Genomic DNA, 18,605 nt, shown 5'->3' on the forward strand with positions numbered 1-18,605 from the left:
CTGTGAGGTATGCTGGAGGTATCAGAAGTGCGAATGCTGACATAAGTAACGATAATGCGGGTGAAAAACCCGCACGCCGGAAGACCAAGGGTTCCTGTCCAACGTTAATCGGGGCAGGGTGAGTCGACCCCTAAGGCGAGGCTGAAAAGCGTAGTCGATGGGAAACGGGTTAATATTCCCGTACTGGTGGTAACTGCGATGGGGGAACGGAGAAGGCTAGGTTGTCCGGGCGACGGTCGTCCCGGTTCAAGCATGTAGGCAGAGTGATTAGGCAAATCCGGTCACTTAATGCTGAGGTGTGATGACGAGCCACTAAGGTGGTGAAGCAATTGATGCCCTGCTTCCAGGAAAAGCCTCTAAGCTTCAGGTTACCAACAATCGTACCCCAAACCGACACAGGTGGTCAGGTAGAGAATACTCAGGCGCTTGAGAGAACTCGGGTGAAGGAACTAGGCAAAATGGTGCCGTAACTTCGGGAGAAGGCACGCTGGCGGTAAGTGAAGTCCCTTGCGGACGGAGCCGAAGCCAGTCGAAGATACCAGCTGGCTGCAACTGTTTATTAAAAACACAGCACTGTGCAAACACGAAAGTGGACGTATACGGTGTGACGCCTGCCCGGTGCTGGAAGGTTAATTGATGGGGTTATCCTTAGGGAGAAGCTCTTGATCGAAGCCCCAGTAAACGGCGGCCGTAACTATAACGGTCCTAAGGTAGCGAAATTCCTTGTCGGGTAAGTTCCGACCTGCACGAATGGCGTAATGATGGCCAGGCTGTCTCCACCCGAGACTCAGTGAAATTGAACTCGCTGTGAAGATGCAGTGTACCCGCGGCAAGACGGAAAGACCCCGTGAACCTTTACTATAGCTTGACACTGAACATTGAGCCTTGATGTGTAGGATAGGTGGGAGACTATGAAGTGTGGACGCCAGTCTGCATGGAGTCAACCTTGAAATACCACCCTTTAACGTTTGATGTTCTAACCTAGGTCCATAATCTGGATCGGGGACCGTGTCTGGTGGGTAGTTTGACTGGGGCGGTCTCCTCCTAAAGAGTAACGGAGGAGCACGAAGGTTGGCTAAGCATGGTCGGACATCATGCGGTTAGTGCAAAGGCATAAGCCAGCTTGACTGTGAGAGTGACGGCTCGAGCAGGTACGAAAGTAGGTCTTAGTGATCCGGTGGTTCTGAATGGAAGGGCCATCGCTCAACGGATAAAAGGTACTCCGGGGATAACAGGCTGATACCGCCCAAGAGTTCATATCGACGGCGGTGTTTGGCACCTCGATGTCGGCTCATCACATCCTGGGGCTGAAGTAGGTCCCAAGGGTATGGCTGTTCGCCATTTAAAGTGGTACGCGAGCTGGGTTTAGAACGTCGTGAGACAGTTCGGTCCCTATCTGCCGTGGGCGTTGGAAGATTGAGAGGGGTTGCTCCTAGTACGAGAGGACCGGAGTGAACGCACCACTGGTGTTCGGGTTGTCATGCCAATGGCATTGCCCGGTAGCTAAGTGCGGAAGAGATAACCGCTGAAAGCATCTAAGCGGGAAACTTGCCTCGAGATGAGTCTTCCCTGTCACCTTGAGTGACCTAAAGGAACGTTTAAGACTAAGACGTTGATAGGCTGGGTGTGTAAGCGTAGCGATACGTTGAGCTAACCAGTACTAATGAACCGTGAGGCTTAACCTGACAACACCGAAGGTGTTTTGTCTGAGAGACGAAGAGTAGATAAAGTAGGCTTGTTTAAGATTGATATTACTGGCGACTGACCGAAAGGAAAGAAGCGGGTAATAAAACCGAATTTGCTTGGTGGCCATAGCGCAGCGGTCCCACCTGATCCCATGCCGAACTCAGAAGTGAAACGTTGTAGCGCCGATGGTAGTGTGGGGTCTCCCCATGTGAGAGTAGGGAACTGCCAGGCATTAAATAAGACGAGAAAGCCAACCCACTGGGTTGGCTTTTTTGCGTTTAAGGTTTTTATTTTTTTAATCTTTTGTTTCATTTTCTTCTTAATAAATTGTTTTTATTTAAAATAATTTATTTCTATCCTATCTCTATACATAAATTAGTTTTATGTACCTATTCAAATTATAAAAAAACATAGAATTAAACATATATTTAACATCATTTTTATGCAAACATTAATTGTCATACAAATATAGCGATAAATAAATGGCGGTCAGTAAGCTATTTTGTATAAATGATAAGCAATAGGAGCAAATGTATGGATGTTAATTTCTATGTCACATGTATTGGGGATGCTCTAAAATCCCATATGGCAAGAGACAGTGTATTACTGCTAGAAAAATTAGGTTGTCGGGTTCATTTTCTTGAAAAACAAGGTTGTTGTGGTCAACCCGCTATTAATAGTGGTTATATCGAGAACGCAAAACCTGCAATGAAAAAACTCATTGAAACCTTCGAAGTTAATGATTATCCCATTATTTCTCCTGCTGGATCTTGTACTTATGCAATCAAAGGTTATTCCAAATATCTTGCTAATGAACCTGATTGGGCTATACGAGCTGAAAAAATAGCTAATAGAATGTTTGATTTAACTTCCTTTATTGTAAATCAGCTTGGTATTCTTGATGTTGGCGCAAGTCTTAAAGGTAAAGCTGTTTATCACCCATCTTGTAGCCTATTTCGTAAAATGGGCGTCAAAGAAGAACCTATTAAATTATTACAGCATGTAAAAGGTCTTGAATTATTGCCTTTTGAAGATATGGAAACATGCTGTGGTTTTGGTGGGACATTTTCAGTCAAAATGGCTGAGATTTCAGGGGAAATGGTAAAAGAAAAAGTACACCATATCATGGATGTTAAACCTGATTATTTGATTGGTGCGGATGTTAGTTGCCTTTTAAATATTGGTGGACGTTTAGAGCGAGAAGGCCGTCCTGTTAAAGTGTTGCATATTGCACAGGTCTTGATGAGTCATGAGGAGGAATTATGTCGTTAAGAACGAGTACTATTCCATTTAAAGACCTAATCAATCGTCAAGTACATGATGAAGTCATGCAAAAAGCAGTTGCTAATGCACAAGAAACCATTGGTAGAAATCGGCAAAAAATGATTGATGATCTTGGGCATTGGGAAGATTGGAGAGATAGAGCTACTCAAATTCGGGATCATGTGCTTGCTAACTTGGATGCTTATTTATACCAATTATCTGAAAAAGTAGAAGAACATGGTGGACATGTTTTCTTTGCTGAAACAAAAGAAGAAGCGACTCAATATATTCTTAGCGTGGCTAGAGAAAAAAAAGCAAAGAAAATTGTTAAAGCTAAGTCTATGGTAACTGAAGAAATCGGTATGAATGACGCGTTAGAGAATGCAGGCATTAATGTTATAGAAACCGATTTAGCAGAATTTATACTCCAGCAAGCTAAGGATGCTCCGTCACATGTTGTTGTACCAGCTATCCATAAAAATAGAGAACAAATCCGTCAAATATTTCACGATAAATTAGGATATAACGGTTCTGATACACCAGAAGAAATGACTCGTTTTGTTCGTCAAAAGATTAGAGATGATTTTTTTACTGCTGATATAGGTGTAACGGGATGTAACTTTGCTGTTGCAGAGACAGGTTCAGTTTGTTTAGTGACTAATGAAGGTAATGCTCGCTTAAGTACGACATTACCTAAAACACATATAGCTGTGATGGGGATGGAGCGCATAGCACCGACATTTAAAGAAGTGGATATTCTCATTACCATGTTAGCACGTAGTGCCGTTGGATTACGTTTAACAGGCTATAACACATGGCTTACAGGGCCTAGAGAAAAAGACCATGTTGATGGCCCTGAAGATTTTCATCTTGTTATTGTTGATAATGGGCGTTCAAAAATTATCGGAACAGAATTTAAAGATATTTTGCGTTGTATTCGTTGTGGTGCATGCATGAATACTTGCCCTGCTTACCGTCATATTGGTGGCCAAGGATATGGTTCTATTTATCCAGGTCCTGTTGGCGCTGTTTTAACTCCTTTATTAGGTGGTTATAAAGATTTTAAAAACCTTCCTTATGTCTGTTCATTATGTACTGCTTGTGATTCTGTATGCCCCGTGAAAATACCTTTATCCAGTTTAATTAAAAAACATAGAGATGTGATGGTTAGGGAAAAAATCACGCCAATAACTGAGCGTACGATCACCGATATATTCAATTATGTGAATCGTCATCCAACATTATGGAAAGTTGGCATGAATTGGGGCGCTCATGTGGCAAGGTGGTTTATAAAAGAGGGTAAAGCCCCTTTAAATATAGGTGCATTAAAAGAATGGACTGAAGCAAGAAACCTGCCAAAAGGCGATGGTGAAAGTTTCCGTAATTGGTTCAAAAAACATCAAAAAGAGGAGAAATAAGAGATGAATAATAAAAATACATTCTTATCTCATTTAGCTTCTCAGTTGGGAAGGCCATTAAAAACAAAACCTGATCCATTCCCAACACCAGTAAATACATATCCAGAAGAAAGATTAACTGAATTATCAGAAGAGGAACGATATCAATATTTTCTCAATACCGCTAAATTAGCAGGAAGCGATTATGAGACAACGACACAAGAAGCCTTACCTCAGTGCTTACTTGCGTTATGCAATAAATATGGTTCATCAGTGATATTGACGGGTGATCTTCGTTTAAAAGAAAGTGGTGTTGTTGATTTATTATCTCAACATTGTGATGTTAGTGTGTGGGATCACCATTTTGGCGTGGAAAATATAGAGCATGTAAAAAATGCTAAAGTGGGTATTGTTTTTGCCGAATATGGGCTTGCTGAATCGGGAGGCGTTGTTTTATTTTCTGGAGCAGATAAAGGGCGTAGTGTCAGTTTGATCCCAGAAACAACACTCTTTGTTATTAGAAGAAGTACTATTTTACCTCGAGTTGCTCAATTAGCGGAAAAACTTCATCAATTAGCATCGGAAAATATCCGAATGCCTTCCTGTATTAATATTATCAGCGGCCCAAGTTGTACCTCTGATATTGAATTAATTAAAGTTGTTGGTGTTCATGGCTCTTTAAATGCCATTTATATTGTGATTGAAGATTGCTAATAATTATTTGTAAGGAGCCATATATTATTGTGGCTCTTGTTCTTCAGAACTCAATAAATTGTAGTTCAATAAATTTCTATTGCCATCAATAACCATAATAGGTGATTTTGGCTTATAACAATCATCTAGTGGTGAATAGCATTTATTTGGTGAATTATGTTCTATACCCAGCCAACTACTTAATAACCAATAATTATTTTCTGTGGAATAAGGCTTTTTCAAAACTTCATTACTTATTATTGGTTTTATTGTAGAAGGGCTATACCAAATGAACAAAGGAATGTTATAAGCTTCTTTACGAGGGGTATTTACGCCATGATGGTAACGAATTTCTTTATTTTTATCGAGGCGTTGTAAAGCATGATCTGCAAAGTAAAGAATAGATGCGGGTTTATCTTTTACTCTTTCAATAATGTTATTTATTAACTTATCTGTATAAGCAATAGAGCTGTCATAGCAGTTATCGTCTTCCTGTTGTGTGAATTTTTTTAAATCTTGATTTGGAAATCGGTTGCAAGCAGGTTCATGACTACCATAAGTATGCAAGATAATCAGTTTTTTTTGTGTAGATGGTTCGTTGAGTGCTTTATCTAAATGAGGAAGTAGTTCTTCATCATAACCGATAAATTCATTCCATTTCTTATTCTGCGCCATATTTGCAATGACTGAAATTACACTTGTTTTTTGATTTCCTTTCCCTTGATTACTTAACCAATAAGTTTTAAACCCAGCATGATTTGCGAGAGAAACAATATTATCAGCATAATGATTTTTATCTTGTAGCTGTTTTAACCCAATATTTGAGAGTGATATCGGTACTGAGAGTATTGTTACTGGAGCAGGAGAGTAAACATTCTCAAAAAGAATTAGATTGTTTTTTTCTTTCATTAAATTTGGTGTTGTATCATGAGGATAACCATAAATACCTAAATGATCGCGACGAACAGACTCACCAATAATCAGAATATAAATCTCTGTGTTATCGTTCTTTTTACTGTATTGATAATCAACTTTTTGAGAAGCAATTCTTTTTATTTGACGATTTTCGTGAAATGTTTTAACTAGTGCTGCTGCATTATAAAAGGGGGTATTTAGAAGAGTATATTCAGCGAGTAATTTAGTTTTATTATCATTTCTTAACGCTAAGTTTTTATATATAGGAATAATGGCTATTAATATAACCATTGCTATCACACTATTTTTCGTGGTTTTTAAATGAGAAAATCGAGCACTTTTATGGATAAGAAAATAATAAATAGAGAAGCTACATATATAAAATAATACGTAATATTTATTATAAGAAAGCATACCAACAGTCTCACTGCCGTTAGTATTTATAAACGTTTCTGCGATAGAAGAGGAAAATGCAATATCGTGTTCACGATAGAAAAATAGAGAAATAGAGAGATTTAAAGACCATAAGGCGCTGATTATAAATGTTACTATTTTTCCTAGAATTGAACGATAAATTCCACTACACATCAACATAAGTAGCCAACCAATGAGAACAATATAGAGTTTTTGTTCTATGTACAATGTTGAGCCACCCAGTATTGCTGGTGTTATAGATAGAAGAAATAAAAGTGTGTAATAAGTTAGTCGAGACATAATCTATTTAAAATTGTCACCTCTTCTTATGTAGAATAAAAAAGTTAACCATTTACCTTTTGACAATACAAGACGTGTTTGGCTGAAATGTGTCCGAATTTGATATTATTACGATTTTTCTAATTTTTTGTATTATTAATAAAGTCATACAGTGAATAAATAATAATAGTCTTATTTTGTAACGCATTGATTTTATTTTATTTTTGCTTCTTTTTTTGATAAATAGTTAATAAATAGCAAATTATTAAAATAATCGTATAGATATGTATTTAAAAATTAGATTTATTCTAATTACGTAAAGAGGAGAAATATGATCAGACTGTCTATCAAAAAATAAAAATGCCCATTTCTATTGTAAAATAATGGGCACTTTTATCGTAAAAAATAAGTGAATTTTATAGTTTTTAGTGTTCTTTACCTTGTTCAATTCCTAACCCAATTTGAGAGCGAATAAATTGAGCTTGGAATTTTGCTTTTTCTTTCTCACCTAAAGATGATTTATCTGTAATTGAGAAAAGCCATGAAACAACAAAAGCAATTATCATTGAAAATAATGCTGGATATTCATAAGGATAGATAGGTTTTTCGTGACCTAAAATACTGACCCAAATTGTGGGGCCTAAGATCATTAATGTTACGGCTATTAATAAGCCAGCCCATCCTCCTGCTACTGCACCACGCGTTGTCAATCCTTTCCAATACATTGATAATAAAATAATAGGGAAGTTACAGCTTGCGGCTATTGAGAAGGCAAGTCCGACCATAAAGGCAATGTTTTGTTTTTCAAATAAAATACCTAAACCAATCGCAACAATACCTAAAATAACGACGGTTATTTTGGAAACATTAAGTTCTTGACGTTCATCAGCATGACCATTTTTTATCACATTAGCATAAAGATCATGAGAAACAGCAGAAGCTCCTGCTAACGTCAATCCAGCAACAACGGCTAATATTGTGGCAAATGCAACTGCAGAAATAAAACCGAGGAAGAAATTACCTCCCACAGCATCAGCAAGATGAACTGCGGCCATGTTTGTGCCGCCAATTAAAGCGCCAGCGGCATCTTTGAACACAGGATTAGGGCTAACGAGTAAGATAGCGCCGAAACCAATGATAAAAGTAAGAATATAGAAATAACCGATAAAACCTGTTGCATAGAAGACACTCTTACGGGCTTCTTTGGCGTCACTAACCGTAAAGAAGCGCATGATGATATGAGGAAGCCCCGCAGTACCAAACATTAAAGCAAGACCTAAAGAAAGTGCAGAAATAGGATCAGAAACTAAACCTCCAGGGCTCATAATTGAGAACCCTTTTGAGTGCACATTGACAGCTTCTTTAAATAAAGTATTGAAATTAAAATCAACTGCTTTCATAACCATCACCGCCATAAAACTTGCACCAGCAAGTAATAAAATAGCTTTAATGATTTGCACCCAAGTGGTTGCTAACATGCCTCCAAATAACACATAGAGCACCATTAGAATACCGACGAGTACAACAGCAATATGATAGTTTAAACCGAAAAGTAGCTCGATTAATTTTCCGGCACCGACCATTTGTGCAATCAAATAAAGAGCAACCACAACTAGAGAGCCAATAGCAGAGAGTGTTCTAATCGGTTTTGGGCTTAATCGATAGGAAACAACATCAGCAAAGGTATAACGACCTAAATTACGTAAACGTTCAGCAATAATAAAAAGAATAATCGGCCAGCCGATGAGGAATCCTATTGAATAAATCAGGCCATCGTAACCAGAGGTATAAACGAGTGCGGAGATCCCTAAAAAGGATGCTGCTGACATAAAATCGCCTGCAATAGCCATCCCATTTTGAAATCCTGTTATTTTACCTCCAGCCGTATAGTAATCTGCACGTGAACGAGTACGTTTAGAGGCCCAGTAAGTGATATAAAGTGTTAATCCGACAAATATCAGAAACATGATGATGGCCTGAATATTCATCGGTTGTTTCTCACCACCTTCTGTTATTGTAGCCGCATAAGCAATGGTTGAAGAGAGGAAAAATAGGCTTATTGCATAGAGTAATTTTCTCATTTTTCTACCTCTTCTATAATCTCGCTTGCCAGTTTGTCGAACTCCGTATTGGCTTTAATAACGTAAATGCCCGTTAATAAAAATGAAGCAATGATTAAGCCAATGCCAATGGGAATACCTCGTGTAATATAGCTTCCTTCATACAGTGGTGTACCTAACCATTGTGGATAGAAAGCGATAAGTAGGATAAATGAGACATACATAACGAGAGTAATAATTGAAAGTGTCCATGAAAAACGACTACGTTTTTTAACCAGTTCTTTAAAGCGAGGGTTGTTTTCTATCTCTTGATAAATATCGGCATTCATCAGAGTTCTCCTCTATATAATTGTTTGGTTTATCACTTGATTTAGAGGCTTAAATCCCCCGCATTCCATGATTTTTAGGTAAGAGAGTCCAGCAAAGGCATTTTCATGCCTTTGCATTGTCGTATTGCGTTTTTAAATGACAGTTATATTGTTGTTGTGAGTTACGCAGTAAGTGATAGAGACTGTTTTTCTTCTAACAGTTTCTCTACAACACCTGGATCGGCGAGTGTTGAGGTATCTCCGAGGTTAGTTGTGTCGCCAGAGGCAATTTTACGCAAGATACGTCGCATAATTTTCCCTGAACGCGTTTTGGGTAAAGAGTCTGTCCAGTGAAGAATATCGGGCGTTGCAATTGGCCCTATTTCTTTACGTACCCAATCACGGACTTCTGTGTAAAGTTCAGGTGTTGGCTCTTCACCATGATTTAGCGTGACATAAGCATAAATAGCCTGCCCTTTAATATTATGAGGGATACCCACTACTGCGGCTTCAGCAATCTTAGGGTGTGCAACGAGAGCAGATTCAATTTCTGCTGTTCCTAGTCGGTGGCCTGAAATATTCAAGACATCATCAACACGTCCTGTTATCCAATAGTCACCATCTTCATCACGGCGGGCACCATCACCAGAAAAATACATGCCTTTAAAGGTCGAAAAGTATGTTTGTTCAAAGCGATCGTGATCACCAAAAAGTGTTCTAGCTTGGCCAGGCCAAGAATCAATGATCACTAAGTTACCTTCACAAGCACCTTGTTGTACTTCTCCCATATTATCGACAATGGCAGGCTGAACACCAAAGAAAGGACGTGTTGCAGAACCCGGTTTTAAGTCCATCGCACCGGGTAATGGCGTTATCATGAAACCGCCTGTTTCTGTTTGCCACCAAGTATCAACAATGGGGCATTGGCTACGTCCCATTTTCTGATAGAACCATTCCCAAGCTTCAGGGTTAATTGGTTCACCTACAGAGCCTAAAATGCGCAGAGAAGTGCGTTGAGTTCCCTCAATCGCTTTATCTCCTTCAGCCATTAATGCTCGGATTGCAGTAGGGGCTGTGTACAGGATATTGATTTGGTGCTTATCAACGACTTGAGCCATACGATTCACTGAGGGGTAATTAGGTACACCTTCAAACATAACGGTTGTTGCGCCATTTGAAAGCGGGCCATACAGTAAGTAGCTATGTCCTGTTACCCAGCCTACATCAGCAGTACACCAATAAATATCGCCTTCATGATAATCAAAGGTGTATTTAAACGTCATCGAAGCATAAACAAGATAGCCCCCTGTGGTATGTAACACACCTTTAGGTTTTCCTGTTGAACCTGATGTATACAGAATAAAGAGTGGATCTTCCGCATCCATAATTTCGACATCACACTCAGTACTGACACCTTGGATAGCTTCATCCCACCAAATATCACGTCCTTCAATCCATTGTTCTGTATTTCCTGTTCGGCGAAATACAACAACATGGTTAATAGGCGGAATATCAGTGTGATTTAATGCAGCATCGACATTTTTCTTTAGGGGAATAGCGCGACCTGCGCGTAAGCCTTCATCAGCAGTGATAACTAATTTGGCTTTTGAATCAATGATCCGACCTGCAACAGCTTCAGGAGAAAAACCACCGAAAATAACAGAGTGAATAGCACCAATACGAGCACAGGCGAGCATAGCAACTGCGGCTTCAGGTACCATCGGCATATAAATTGCCACAACATCGCCTTTTTTAATTCCCAAATTTTTTAATACATTAGCGAATTGGCAAACATCTTGGTGGAGTTGTCGGTAAGTTATTTTTTTTGATTCATTAGGTGAGTCGCCTTCCCAAATAATTGCGGTTTGATCACCTCGTGTTTTAAGGTGGCGATCGAGGCAGTTTTGGCTGATGTTTAGTTGTCCATCTTCAAACCAGCGAATGCGAACATGCCCTGGGTCAAATGAGGTATTCTTTACCACAGTATATGGTTTTATCCAGTCAATCATTTTCCCTTTATCTGCCCAAAAGGCCTCCGGGTTTTTGATAGATAATTCATAGTCTTTTTGGTATTGCTCTTTATTGATCAGGGCGTGTTCTGCAATGTTTGCAGGAATATGATGTTGGTTTATTTTTGTCATAATAGTTCTCCTTACTGTTGTTAATACTATGTCAAAAAGTCGTTAACAAAAGAGGGGAAATAAAGATTGTTTCTTTTTTGCGCAGAAGATCACGAATTAATGGAAATGCTTTTCATGGAATGTTCAATTAGTGCTAAAGCATAGCATGTATTATTTATCTATATTTATCTTGTTTAATAGAATTATTATTTAATAAAATGCTTTTAAATTAAAATAATATACTGTGAAAATTAATTAACGAGTGCTGAATAAAAAAACCACAAAAATAATATGGATATGATAATGATTTTCATTAACGTTTTTTTCACTATAATGAAATGAAAAGATAAATCACATGATGTGATCTAAGATAAAACAGCACTGGAGATAAATATGAGCTATACATTACCTGCACTGCCTTATGCTTATGATGCGTTAGAACCTCATTTTGATGAGCGTACAATGGAAATTCACCATACAAAGCATCATCAGACGTATGTAAATAATACCAATACTGCATTAGAAAAATTACCGGAACTTGCAGATTTAGATATTGATGAGTTAGTTAAAAAACTTCATAAAGTGCCTGCTGAACAACGTACATTCTTACGTAATAATGCGGGTGGCCATTCTAACCACTCTTTATTTTGGAAAGGTTTAAAACTAGGAACTCAATTACAAGGATCACTAAAAGAGGCAATTGACCGTGATTTTGGTAGTGTTGATGCCTTTAAAGCGTTGTTTGAAAAAGCAGCTGCTAGCCGTTTTGGTTCAGGTTGGGCATGGCTGGTATTAAAAGACGATGGTAAATTAGCTGTCGTCTCTACAGCTAACCAAGATAGCCCATTAATGGGGGAAGAGTTAGCTGGTGTATCAGGCTATCCAATTGTTGGGTTAGATGTATGGGAACATGCTTATTACTTGAAATATCAAAATCGTCGCCCTGATTATATCAAAGCGTTCTGGTCAGTTGTGAACTGGGATGAAGCGCAAAAACGTTTTCAGAGCAAAGCATAATTAAATTGATCATTTCTTTTCTATTTTTAATGCCGACAAATGTCGGCATTGTTTCTTTTGAACACTCTCTTTACTATGAGTTATCCTTTTCTGTTTAGGTAGTGAGCTATGCGTTATTTTCCGAGTGTTTATATTGGCAATATCATAACAACGTCTAATGGATTTACCAGTGCGATCACTAAGAGGCTAGTGGATGGTCATATCAAACTTACTTCGCTGGGATTAGAAGGCGATGAGCAAGCAGAAAAGAGTTTTCATGGTGGGCCAGATCGCGCACTGTGTCATTATCCTCAAGAGCACTATCTGTATTGGGCAGAACAATTCTCACAATTGACGGATTTTTTTAATGCGCCAGCTTTTGGTGAAAATATATCAACAATGGGTATGACAGAAGAAAATGTCTTTATTGGTGATATTTACCAATGGGGTAATTCATTAATTCAAGTTACTCAACCACGCTCTCCTTGCTATAAACTTAATACAGTGACAGAAGTCAGTCACTTTTCGCAAATTATGCAAGATAGCGGTTATTGTGGTTGGTTGTATCGTGTCGTGAGTGCAGGAGAAACAGGCAACCATCATCCTCTCGTTTTGGTTTCAAGAAACAGTGATGTTTCTGTTAAAGAAGCAATATCAATTGCTTTTCATATGCCTTTTGATGAAGAGCTTTATCGTCGTCTATTAAGTGCTGCGGGATTATCAGCAAGTTGGAGTAAGACTATGCAGTTAAGATTGAAAAATCAAGCAATTGAGAGTTTTAATAGGCGGTTGTTTAAAGAATAAATACTTTACTAAATAAAAAACACCTCCCTAAAAATAGGTGAGGTGTTTTTTATGTATTAACAAAAAATCACGGATGCGCAATAAACCCAATGGCGTCATAAACTTTGTCTAAGGTTGCTTGAGCACGAGCTTTGGCTTTATCAGCACCTTCTTTCATAATTTTATTGAGCAGAGCTTCATCATTACGGAATGTGTTAAAACGTTCTTGAATGTTAGTTAGCATTTCAGAGACTGCATCTGCAACAGCACCTTTTAGATGTCCGTACATTTGACCTTCAAATTCGGCTTCTAATTCAGGAATAGTTTTGCCTGTTATACCCGCTAAAATATCCAGTAAGTTAGAGACTCCAGCTTTGTTTTCAAGATCGTAAATAACACGAGGTGGCTCTTCTGAGTCTGTCATTGCGCGTTTGATCTTTTTAGCCGCAGCTTTGGGATCTTCAAGTAGGGCGATAACGTTATTACGGTTATCATCAGACTTAGACATTTTTTTAGTTGGATCTTGTAATGCCATAACACGTGCACCACCTTTGGGAATAAAAGGATCTGGTACAGTGAATATATCGCCATAAATAGCGTTAAAACGCTGAGCAATATCACGGCTTAATTCAAGATGCTGTTTTTGGTCAATACCCACAGGGACTTGGTTCGTTTGATAAATAAGAATATCTGCTGCCATCAATACAGGATAATCAAATAACCCAGCATTAATATTTTCAGCATGGCGTGCCGATTTATCTTTAAATTGAGTCATACGGCTCAATTCACCAAAATAGGTGTAACAATTTAGTGCCCAGCTTAATTGGGCATGTTGTGGAACATGTGACTGAACAAAAATGGTGCTTTTTTCTGGATCAATACCGCAAGCAAGATAGAGTGCCAGCGTATCTAATGTTCTTTTTCTTAGCTCTTTTGGATCTTGACGAACTGTAATGGCATGTTGGTCAACGATACAGTAAATGCAGTCATAATCATCTTGCATTTGTACCCATTGACGTAATGCACCCATATAGTTTCCGATAGTTAACTCACCAGAAGGTTGCGCACCACTGAATACAATTGGCTTTTTTGCCGTTTTTTCTACTGAAGTCGTCATGTTAGTTCTATTCCACAGTTGTCATTGGCGTGATGTCGAGGATTGAGAGCAAATCGGCAAAATTATCGAGAGTATAATCTGGTTTGCTGTCTGCGATAGATACGCCGTAGTTATAGCCATAGGTTAAACCTACGCAAGGGCATTGTGCCTCTTGTGCTGCAATAATATCGTTGCGAGAATCCCCAACAAAAAGGAGTTCTTCCTTTTTAACACCAAATGTGCCCATTGTTAAATATAATGGTGCTGGATGCGGTTTTTTTTCTTTAACATCATCTCCTCCTAGCACTAAGGAAAAATATTTATCAATTCCCAGTTGCTGTAATAATGGAGCAATAAAAGGTGATGGCTTATTGGTGACAATGCCTAATGGAATATTATGCGAAGCTAATACTTCAAGCGTTTCTTTAACGTGTGGGAATAAATCACTGCCTGTTTTGACGGAAGTTGCATAATGTGCATCAAAAAGGTCACGCATTTCTTTTAATAGGGTTTCAGTGACATCCTCGACACCAGCGTTATGCAAAGCGCGCGTGAGTAGCATATCAACGCCGTTGCCTACCCAAATAGTGACATTATGTTTGCCAGCAGGAGGAAAGCCTTTTGCTTTCAATGCGTAATCTGTTGCTTCTGTAAGTCCTACTGCACTGTCAGTGAGTGTGCCATCAAGATCAAAGGCGATAGCACGGATGCCTTTGAGTTTTTTATCTGTCATTACGATACCTTTTCTAATTCACGGCGCATATTGTCGATAACATGTTTATAGTTCGGCTGATTGAAAATAGCAGAGCCAGCAACAAACATATCCGCCCCCGCTTGGGCAATTTCAGCAATATTATCGACTTTGACACCGCCATCAATTTCTAAACGAATGTCATAACCACCATCATCAATCATCTTACGAACTTGGCGTAATTTATCGAGAGTGTTAGGAATAAATGATTGACCACCAAAGCCTGGGTTAACGGACATCAGCAGGATAAGATCTAATTTATCCATTACATAATCGAGATAGTTTAAAGGGGTTGCTGGGTTAAGTACTAAACCCGCTTTACAACCACAATCTTTGATTAACTGAATAGTACGGTCAACGTGGTCACTGGCTTCTGCATGAAATGAAATATAAGTTGCACCTGCTTTTGCAAAGTCAGGAATGATGCGATCAACCGGCTTTACCATTAAGTGAACATCAATGGGAGCAGTAATTCCATAGTTACGCAAGGCTTTACAAATTGGCGCGCCAAACGTTAGATTTGGAACATAATGGTTATCCATGACATCAAAGTGGACAACGTCAGCACCTGCGGCAAGTACTTTCTCAGTATCTTCGCCAAGACGTGCAAAATCAGCGGATAAAATAGAAGGGGCAATCAGAAAATCTTTCATCGCATTCTCCTGACAACACTCCCCTTGTCGGGAGGTGTTAACGATTATTTATATAAAGCTAGTAATTCGTTCACTTTGCTACGACCGAGTGTGTTGCTACTGATTGTTCTTCTGACTTTCACACTGTGTAGCTCTTTTGCGTTTACATACCACTCTTTTGTTAACGCAGTCTCATGATTGGATATTAACACGGGTATCTGTCTCTCGTAAGCCAGCATTGAGGCAAGTTGAGCCAGATGTTCCTGCTCTTGAAAACTGAAGCTATTTGTATGGTATGACGTGAAATTTGCAGTTGGTGATAGTGGTGCATAAGGCGGATCGCAATAAATAACGGAGCCTTTTTCTGCATTTGTCATCGTTGATGAATAGCTTTGGCAAACAAATGTGGCTTTTTGTGCCTTTTCAGAAAACCAAATTAACTCTGTTTCAGGGAAATAAGGCTTTTTGTAACGGCCAAAAGGGACGTTATATTCACCTTTTGAATTATAACGACATAACCCATTGTAACAATGGCGGTTAAGATAGAGAAATAAGACACTACGCTGATAAGGATCAGTTGAGAGATTAAACTCTTGTCGTAGTTCATAAAACTCTTCTGCAATATTCATTTGAGGAGTAAATAATAAGCGAGCATCCTCCATAAATTTTTCAGGATGCTGCTTTACCGTATTATAGAGATGAATTAGATCACTATTTATGTCGGCAAGAATATATGAATCGTATTCTGTATTTAAAAAAACAGAACCGGCACCCGTAAAAGGTTCAATTAAACAGTTACCTTCAGGCAGATGACGTTTAATGTCATCTACCAAAGGATACTTACCACCAGCCCATTTTAGGAATGCGCGTTTTTTTTTCATGCCGTCCAAATTTCTCAATCGTTTCAGAGTCGCCGATTGTACTCTGTTTCAGACAGCATATCAGCGGTGAACCTCGTCTTAATTATTTTTTTAGATCCTGATGAACATGTTTCATCGGTCTAACCCAAGGTTGTTTCGCTTGTACCGGTGTTGGTAATGAAGAAACAGCCTGCTTAGCTTCGCTTATATTACGATAGTTACCATAGATGAGTACATACCATGGGTTACCATTACGCTGAGTTTTATAGATAGCGTAGTTTCCATTAAGGTTCTTTTTAGCGAAAGCTTCTAAGGTATCTTGGCGACTTGCACCACTTAGTTGCAATGTGTAATTTGAAGCTGGAATAGAACTTAAATTGCCGGCAGACAATGAACCTGAAACCACGGGCTTAGAGGCGGGCTTAGATTGTGTTGTTGCTGGTGGAGTTACCGGTTTTGTTGGCGGTGTTTTTATTTCAGCCGGTTTCTGTACAGGTTGCACCGGCTTGGTTGCTGGTGGTTGTGTAACAGGTTTCTCTGGTTTTGGTTGTTGTGAATTTAATGACTGTTGCTGACCTGTTGCTTGGTTTATACCTGCTTGTTGTTGATTTAAAGAATCAACAATATCACCAGGGATCTCAACACGTTGACCTTGTGAATCAATCATTGGAGGTAAATTTTGTGAAGGCGGTGTCGCAGGTTGGATTTCTTGCCCAGAAATAGCTTGAGGTGTTGATGGTTGGCTATTTTCTGTAGGCGTAACGGATGATGGTTGTTGAGACAGATCGATATTTCTTTCTGTTCCGGTTGGCGATGAAGGTTCCGTTGTTTCTGGTGATTTTAATGCAGAGCTTATTGCAATAATTAGCAGAATAAGTACGAGGACACCAACACCAATCATCATCTGTTGACGGGATACAGAGAAGCGCGCATTTTTTAATGGGTTGTTACGAGGTCGGTTGGTTCGACGTTCAGGTCTATCCGATGTATCAGGTTTGAGTGAGTTATCACTCTTGGTTTCATTATCAGGTTTGAACTCGTCCATTATGCCCTCCGTCAGAGCGTCAAAAAGCGAAAATATTCTATTCAGCCTTAGCCATTACCTCATAGTATAAGGATGAAACGCTTTTTCCGAAACGTTGCATTTGACAATATTAACCAGAATTATCCTTAAATAGGTGTTCTGGTTTACTTCTAGTCAGGTAATGGGGAGCTTAATTTGCATTAATGCAAGATGTTATCGCTTTGTGGACTTGTTCGCGAGAAATATCCGCACGTAATTCGGATTGACCGATACCTTTTGGTAAAACGAGGTGTAATTTGCCACCAGATACCTTTTTATCTCTCATCATATGAGGTAAATAGTCATCAGGTGTCATTTCTACTGGGCCATTGACAGGAAGATTTGCTTTTTCAAGTAATTGAATGACACGTAGTGTTTCTTCTTCAGTAAATTGACCAAGTGCTTGAGAGGTTCTTGCCGCCATTACCATACCTGCGGCAACGGCTTCACCATGCAACCAAACGCCATATCCCATATGAGCTTCAATAGCGTGCCCATAAGTATGGCCAAGATTGAGGAGTGCACGTAATCCACTGGTTTCTTTTTCGTCTGCGGCGACAACTTCCGCTTTAAGCTCACAGCAACGACGGATACAAAATGCCATCGCTTTAGGATCAAGTGCCAAAAGTTTATCAATATTATTCTCAAGCCAGATAAAGAAGTCTTTATCTAAAATGATGCCATATTTAATAACTTCAGCTAAACCAGATGAAAGTTCACGAGGTGGTAATGTGGCAAGGCAATCGAGATCAATAATGACAGAAGCTGGTTGGTAAAAAGCCCCAATCATATTCTTGCCAAGAGGATGATTAACTGCTGTTTTTCCACCAACAGATGAATCAACTTGTGATAACAAGGTAGTCGGTACTTGGATAAAGCGAACACCGCGTTGATAACTTGCTGCCGCAAAACCGGTTAGATCACCAATAACACCCCCGCCTAATGCGATAAGTGTTGTATCTCGATTATGATTTTTTTCTAATAATGCAGTAAAGACATCGTTCATGATTTCAAGCGATTTATATTGTTCGCCATCAGGTAAAATCACGCTATCAACCAAAATACCTTGTTTCTTTAAGGTATTTGTTACCTTTTCTAAATACAGCGGAGCAAGCGTTACATTTGTAACTATCATAACTTGCTGCCCTGATTTTAATGGTAAAAAGGTATCAGGTTGATGAAAAAGGCCAGAAGCAATGGTAATGGGATAGCTTCTTTCACCTAATGTGACAGCGATTTTTTCCATAACAGTGGCCTTCTTCTTATTGTCTTTGTTTAACCTTATAAAT

The 18,605-nt window shown here is 39.0% G+C and carries 15 protein-coding genes and 2 rRNA genes; 7 read left to right on the forward strand and 10 right to left on the reverse strand.

The features are described 5' to 3' along the window. From GWJ05_RS09845 to GWJ05_RS09865, 5 genes are all read left to right on the forward strand, one after another. Positions 1 to 1,685 (forward strand): 23S ribosomal RNA (locus GWJ05_RS09845); the annotation flags it as partial. Positions 1,686 to 1,801: 116 nt separating this feature from the next. Continuing rightward, positions 1,802 to 1,917: ribosomal RNA gene (gene rrf, locus GWJ05_RS09850) — 5S ribosomal RNA — on the forward strand. Positions 1,918 to 2,220: 303 nt separating this feature from the next. Then, the gene (locus GWJ05_RS09855) at positions 2,221 to 2,958 is read left to right on the forward strand and encodes a (Fe-S)-binding protein (protein ID WP_036933545.1); all 738 of its coding nucleotides are present in this window, start codon (positions 2,221 to 2,223) and stop codon (positions 2,956 to 2,958) included. Then, on the forward strand, positions 2,949 to 4,367 hold the full coding sequence (locus tag GWJ05_RS09860; RefSeq protein ID WP_161681391.1) for a LutB/LldF family L-lactate oxidation iron-sulfur protein: 1,419 nt from the start codon (positions 2,949 to 2,951) through the stop codon (positions 4,365 to 4,367). The genes GWJ05_RS09855 and GWJ05_RS09860 overlap by 10 nt, the downstream gene beginning before the upstream one ends. A gap of 3 nt (positions 4,368 to 4,370) precedes the next feature. Continuing rightward, the gene (locus GWJ05_RS09865; RefSeq protein WP_036933549.1) at positions 4,371 to 5,060 is read left to right on the forward strand and encodes a LutC/YkgG family protein; all 690 of its coding nucleotides are present in this window, start codon (positions 4,371 to 4,373) and stop codon (positions 5,058 to 5,060) included. A gap of 24 nt (positions 5,061 to 5,084) precedes the next feature. Here GWJ05_RS09865 and GWJ05_RS09870 read toward each other — a convergent pair whose 3' ends face one another. From GWJ05_RS09870 to acs, 4 genes are all read right to left on the reverse strand, one after another. Continuing rightward, positions 5,085 to 6,596 carry a phosphoethanolamine transferase gene (locus tag GWJ05_RS09870; RefSeq protein ID WP_224215411.1) on the reverse strand — a complete coding sequence of 504 codons (1,512 nt, stop codon included), beginning with the start codon at positions 6,594 to 6,596 and terminating at the stop codon, positions 5,085 to 5,087. A gap of 476 nt (positions 6,597 to 7,072) precedes the next feature. Continuing rightward, positions 7,073 to 8,728 carry a cation acetate symporter gene (locus tag GWJ05_RS09875; protein WP_036933554.1) on the reverse strand — a complete coding sequence of 552 codons (1,656 nt, stop codon included), beginning with the start codon at positions 8,726 to 8,728 and terminating at the stop codon, positions 7,073 to 7,075. Beyond that, positions 8,725 to 9,036, reverse strand: a complete 312-nt coding sequence (locus tag GWJ05_RS09880) for a DUF485 domain-containing protein (RefSeq protein WP_036933556.1) — start codon at positions 9,034 to 9,036, stop codon at positions 8,725 to 8,727. Before GWJ05_RS09880 ends, GWJ05_RS09875 begins: the two co-directional genes overlap by 4 nt. A gap of 161 nt (positions 9,037 to 9,197) precedes the next feature. Next, on the reverse strand, positions 9,198 to 11,156 hold the full coding sequence (acs, locus tag GWJ05_RS09885; protein WP_036933559.1) for an acetate--CoA ligase: 1,959 nt from the start codon (positions 11,154 to 11,156) through the stop codon (positions 9,198 to 9,200). Between the two features lie 372 nt (positions 11,157 to 11,528). Between acs and sodA the strand changes: the two genes are divergently transcribed. Together sodA and yiiM are read left to right on the forward strand one after the other, a co-directional pair. Further along, positions 11,529 to 12,152 carry a superoxide dismutase [Mn] gene (sodA, locus tag GWJ05_RS09890; RefSeq protein ID WP_161681392.1) on the forward strand — a complete coding sequence of 208 codons (624 nt, stop codon included), beginning with the start codon at positions 11,529 to 11,531 and terminating at the stop codon, positions 12,150 to 12,152. A gap of 108 nt (positions 12,153 to 12,260) precedes the next feature. Continuing rightward, a complete protein-coding gene (gene yiiM / locus GWJ05_RS09895) occupies positions 12,261 to 12,935 on the forward strand; it encodes a 6-hydroxyaminopurine reductase (RefSeq protein WP_036933563.1) in 675 nt (224 codons plus the stop codon). A 67-nt stretch (positions 12,936 to 13,002) separates the two neighbouring features. Here yiiM and trpS read toward each other — a convergent pair whose 3' ends face one another. The 6 genes from trpS to aroB all read right to left on the reverse strand — a co-directional run bounded on the left by trpS (position 13,003) and on the right by aroB (position 18,562). Further along, complete coding sequence (gene trpS, locus GWJ05_RS09900; RefSeq protein ID WP_036933565.1) at positions 13,003 to 14,031, reverse strand: tryptophan--tRNA ligase; 1,029 nt, start codon at positions 14,029 to 14,031, stop codon at positions 13,003 to 13,005. A 7-nt stretch (positions 14,032 to 14,038) separates the two neighbouring features. Then, on the reverse strand, positions 14,039 to 14,743 hold the full coding sequence (locus GWJ05_RS09905; protein WP_036933568.1) for a phosphoglycolate phosphatase: 705 nt from the start codon (positions 14,741 to 14,743) through the stop codon (positions 14,039 to 14,041). Continuing rightward, a complete protein-coding gene (gene rpe, locus GWJ05_RS09910) occupies positions 14,743 to 15,414 on the reverse strand; it encodes a ribulose-phosphate 3-epimerase (protein ID WP_036933570.1) in 672 nt (223 codons plus the stop codon). The genes GWJ05_RS09905 and rpe overlap by 1 nt, the downstream gene beginning before the upstream one ends. Positions 15,415 to 15,458: 44 nt before the next feature. Then, the gene (dam, locus tag GWJ05_RS09915) at positions 15,459 to 16,274 is read right to left on the reverse strand and encodes an adenine-specific DNA-methyltransferase (protein ID WP_036933573.1); all 816 of its coding nucleotides are present in this window, start codon (positions 16,272 to 16,274) and stop codon (positions 15,459 to 15,461) included. Between the two features lie 82 nt (positions 16,275 to 16,356). After that, on the reverse strand, positions 16,357 to 17,298 hold the full coding sequence (locus GWJ05_RS09920; RefSeq protein WP_036933576.1) for an SPOR domain-containing protein: 942 nt from the start codon (positions 17,296 to 17,298) through the stop codon (positions 16,357 to 16,359). A 169-nt stretch (positions 17,299 to 17,467) separates the two neighbouring features. Then, positions 17,468 to 18,562: a 3-dehydroquinate synthase gene (gene aroB / locus GWJ05_RS09925; protein ID WP_036933579.1), complete on the reverse strand. Its 1,095-nt coding sequence runs from the start codon at positions 18,560 to 18,562 to the stop codon at positions 17,468 to 17,470. Positions 18,563 to 18,605: the final 43 nt, after the last annotated feature.

The sequence above is a fragment of the Proteus sp. G2626 genome, assembly GCF_009915985.1.
Taxonomy (GTDB): Bacteria; Pseudomonadota; Gammaproteobacteria; order Enterobacterales; family Enterobacteriaceae; genus Proteus; species Proteus vulgaris.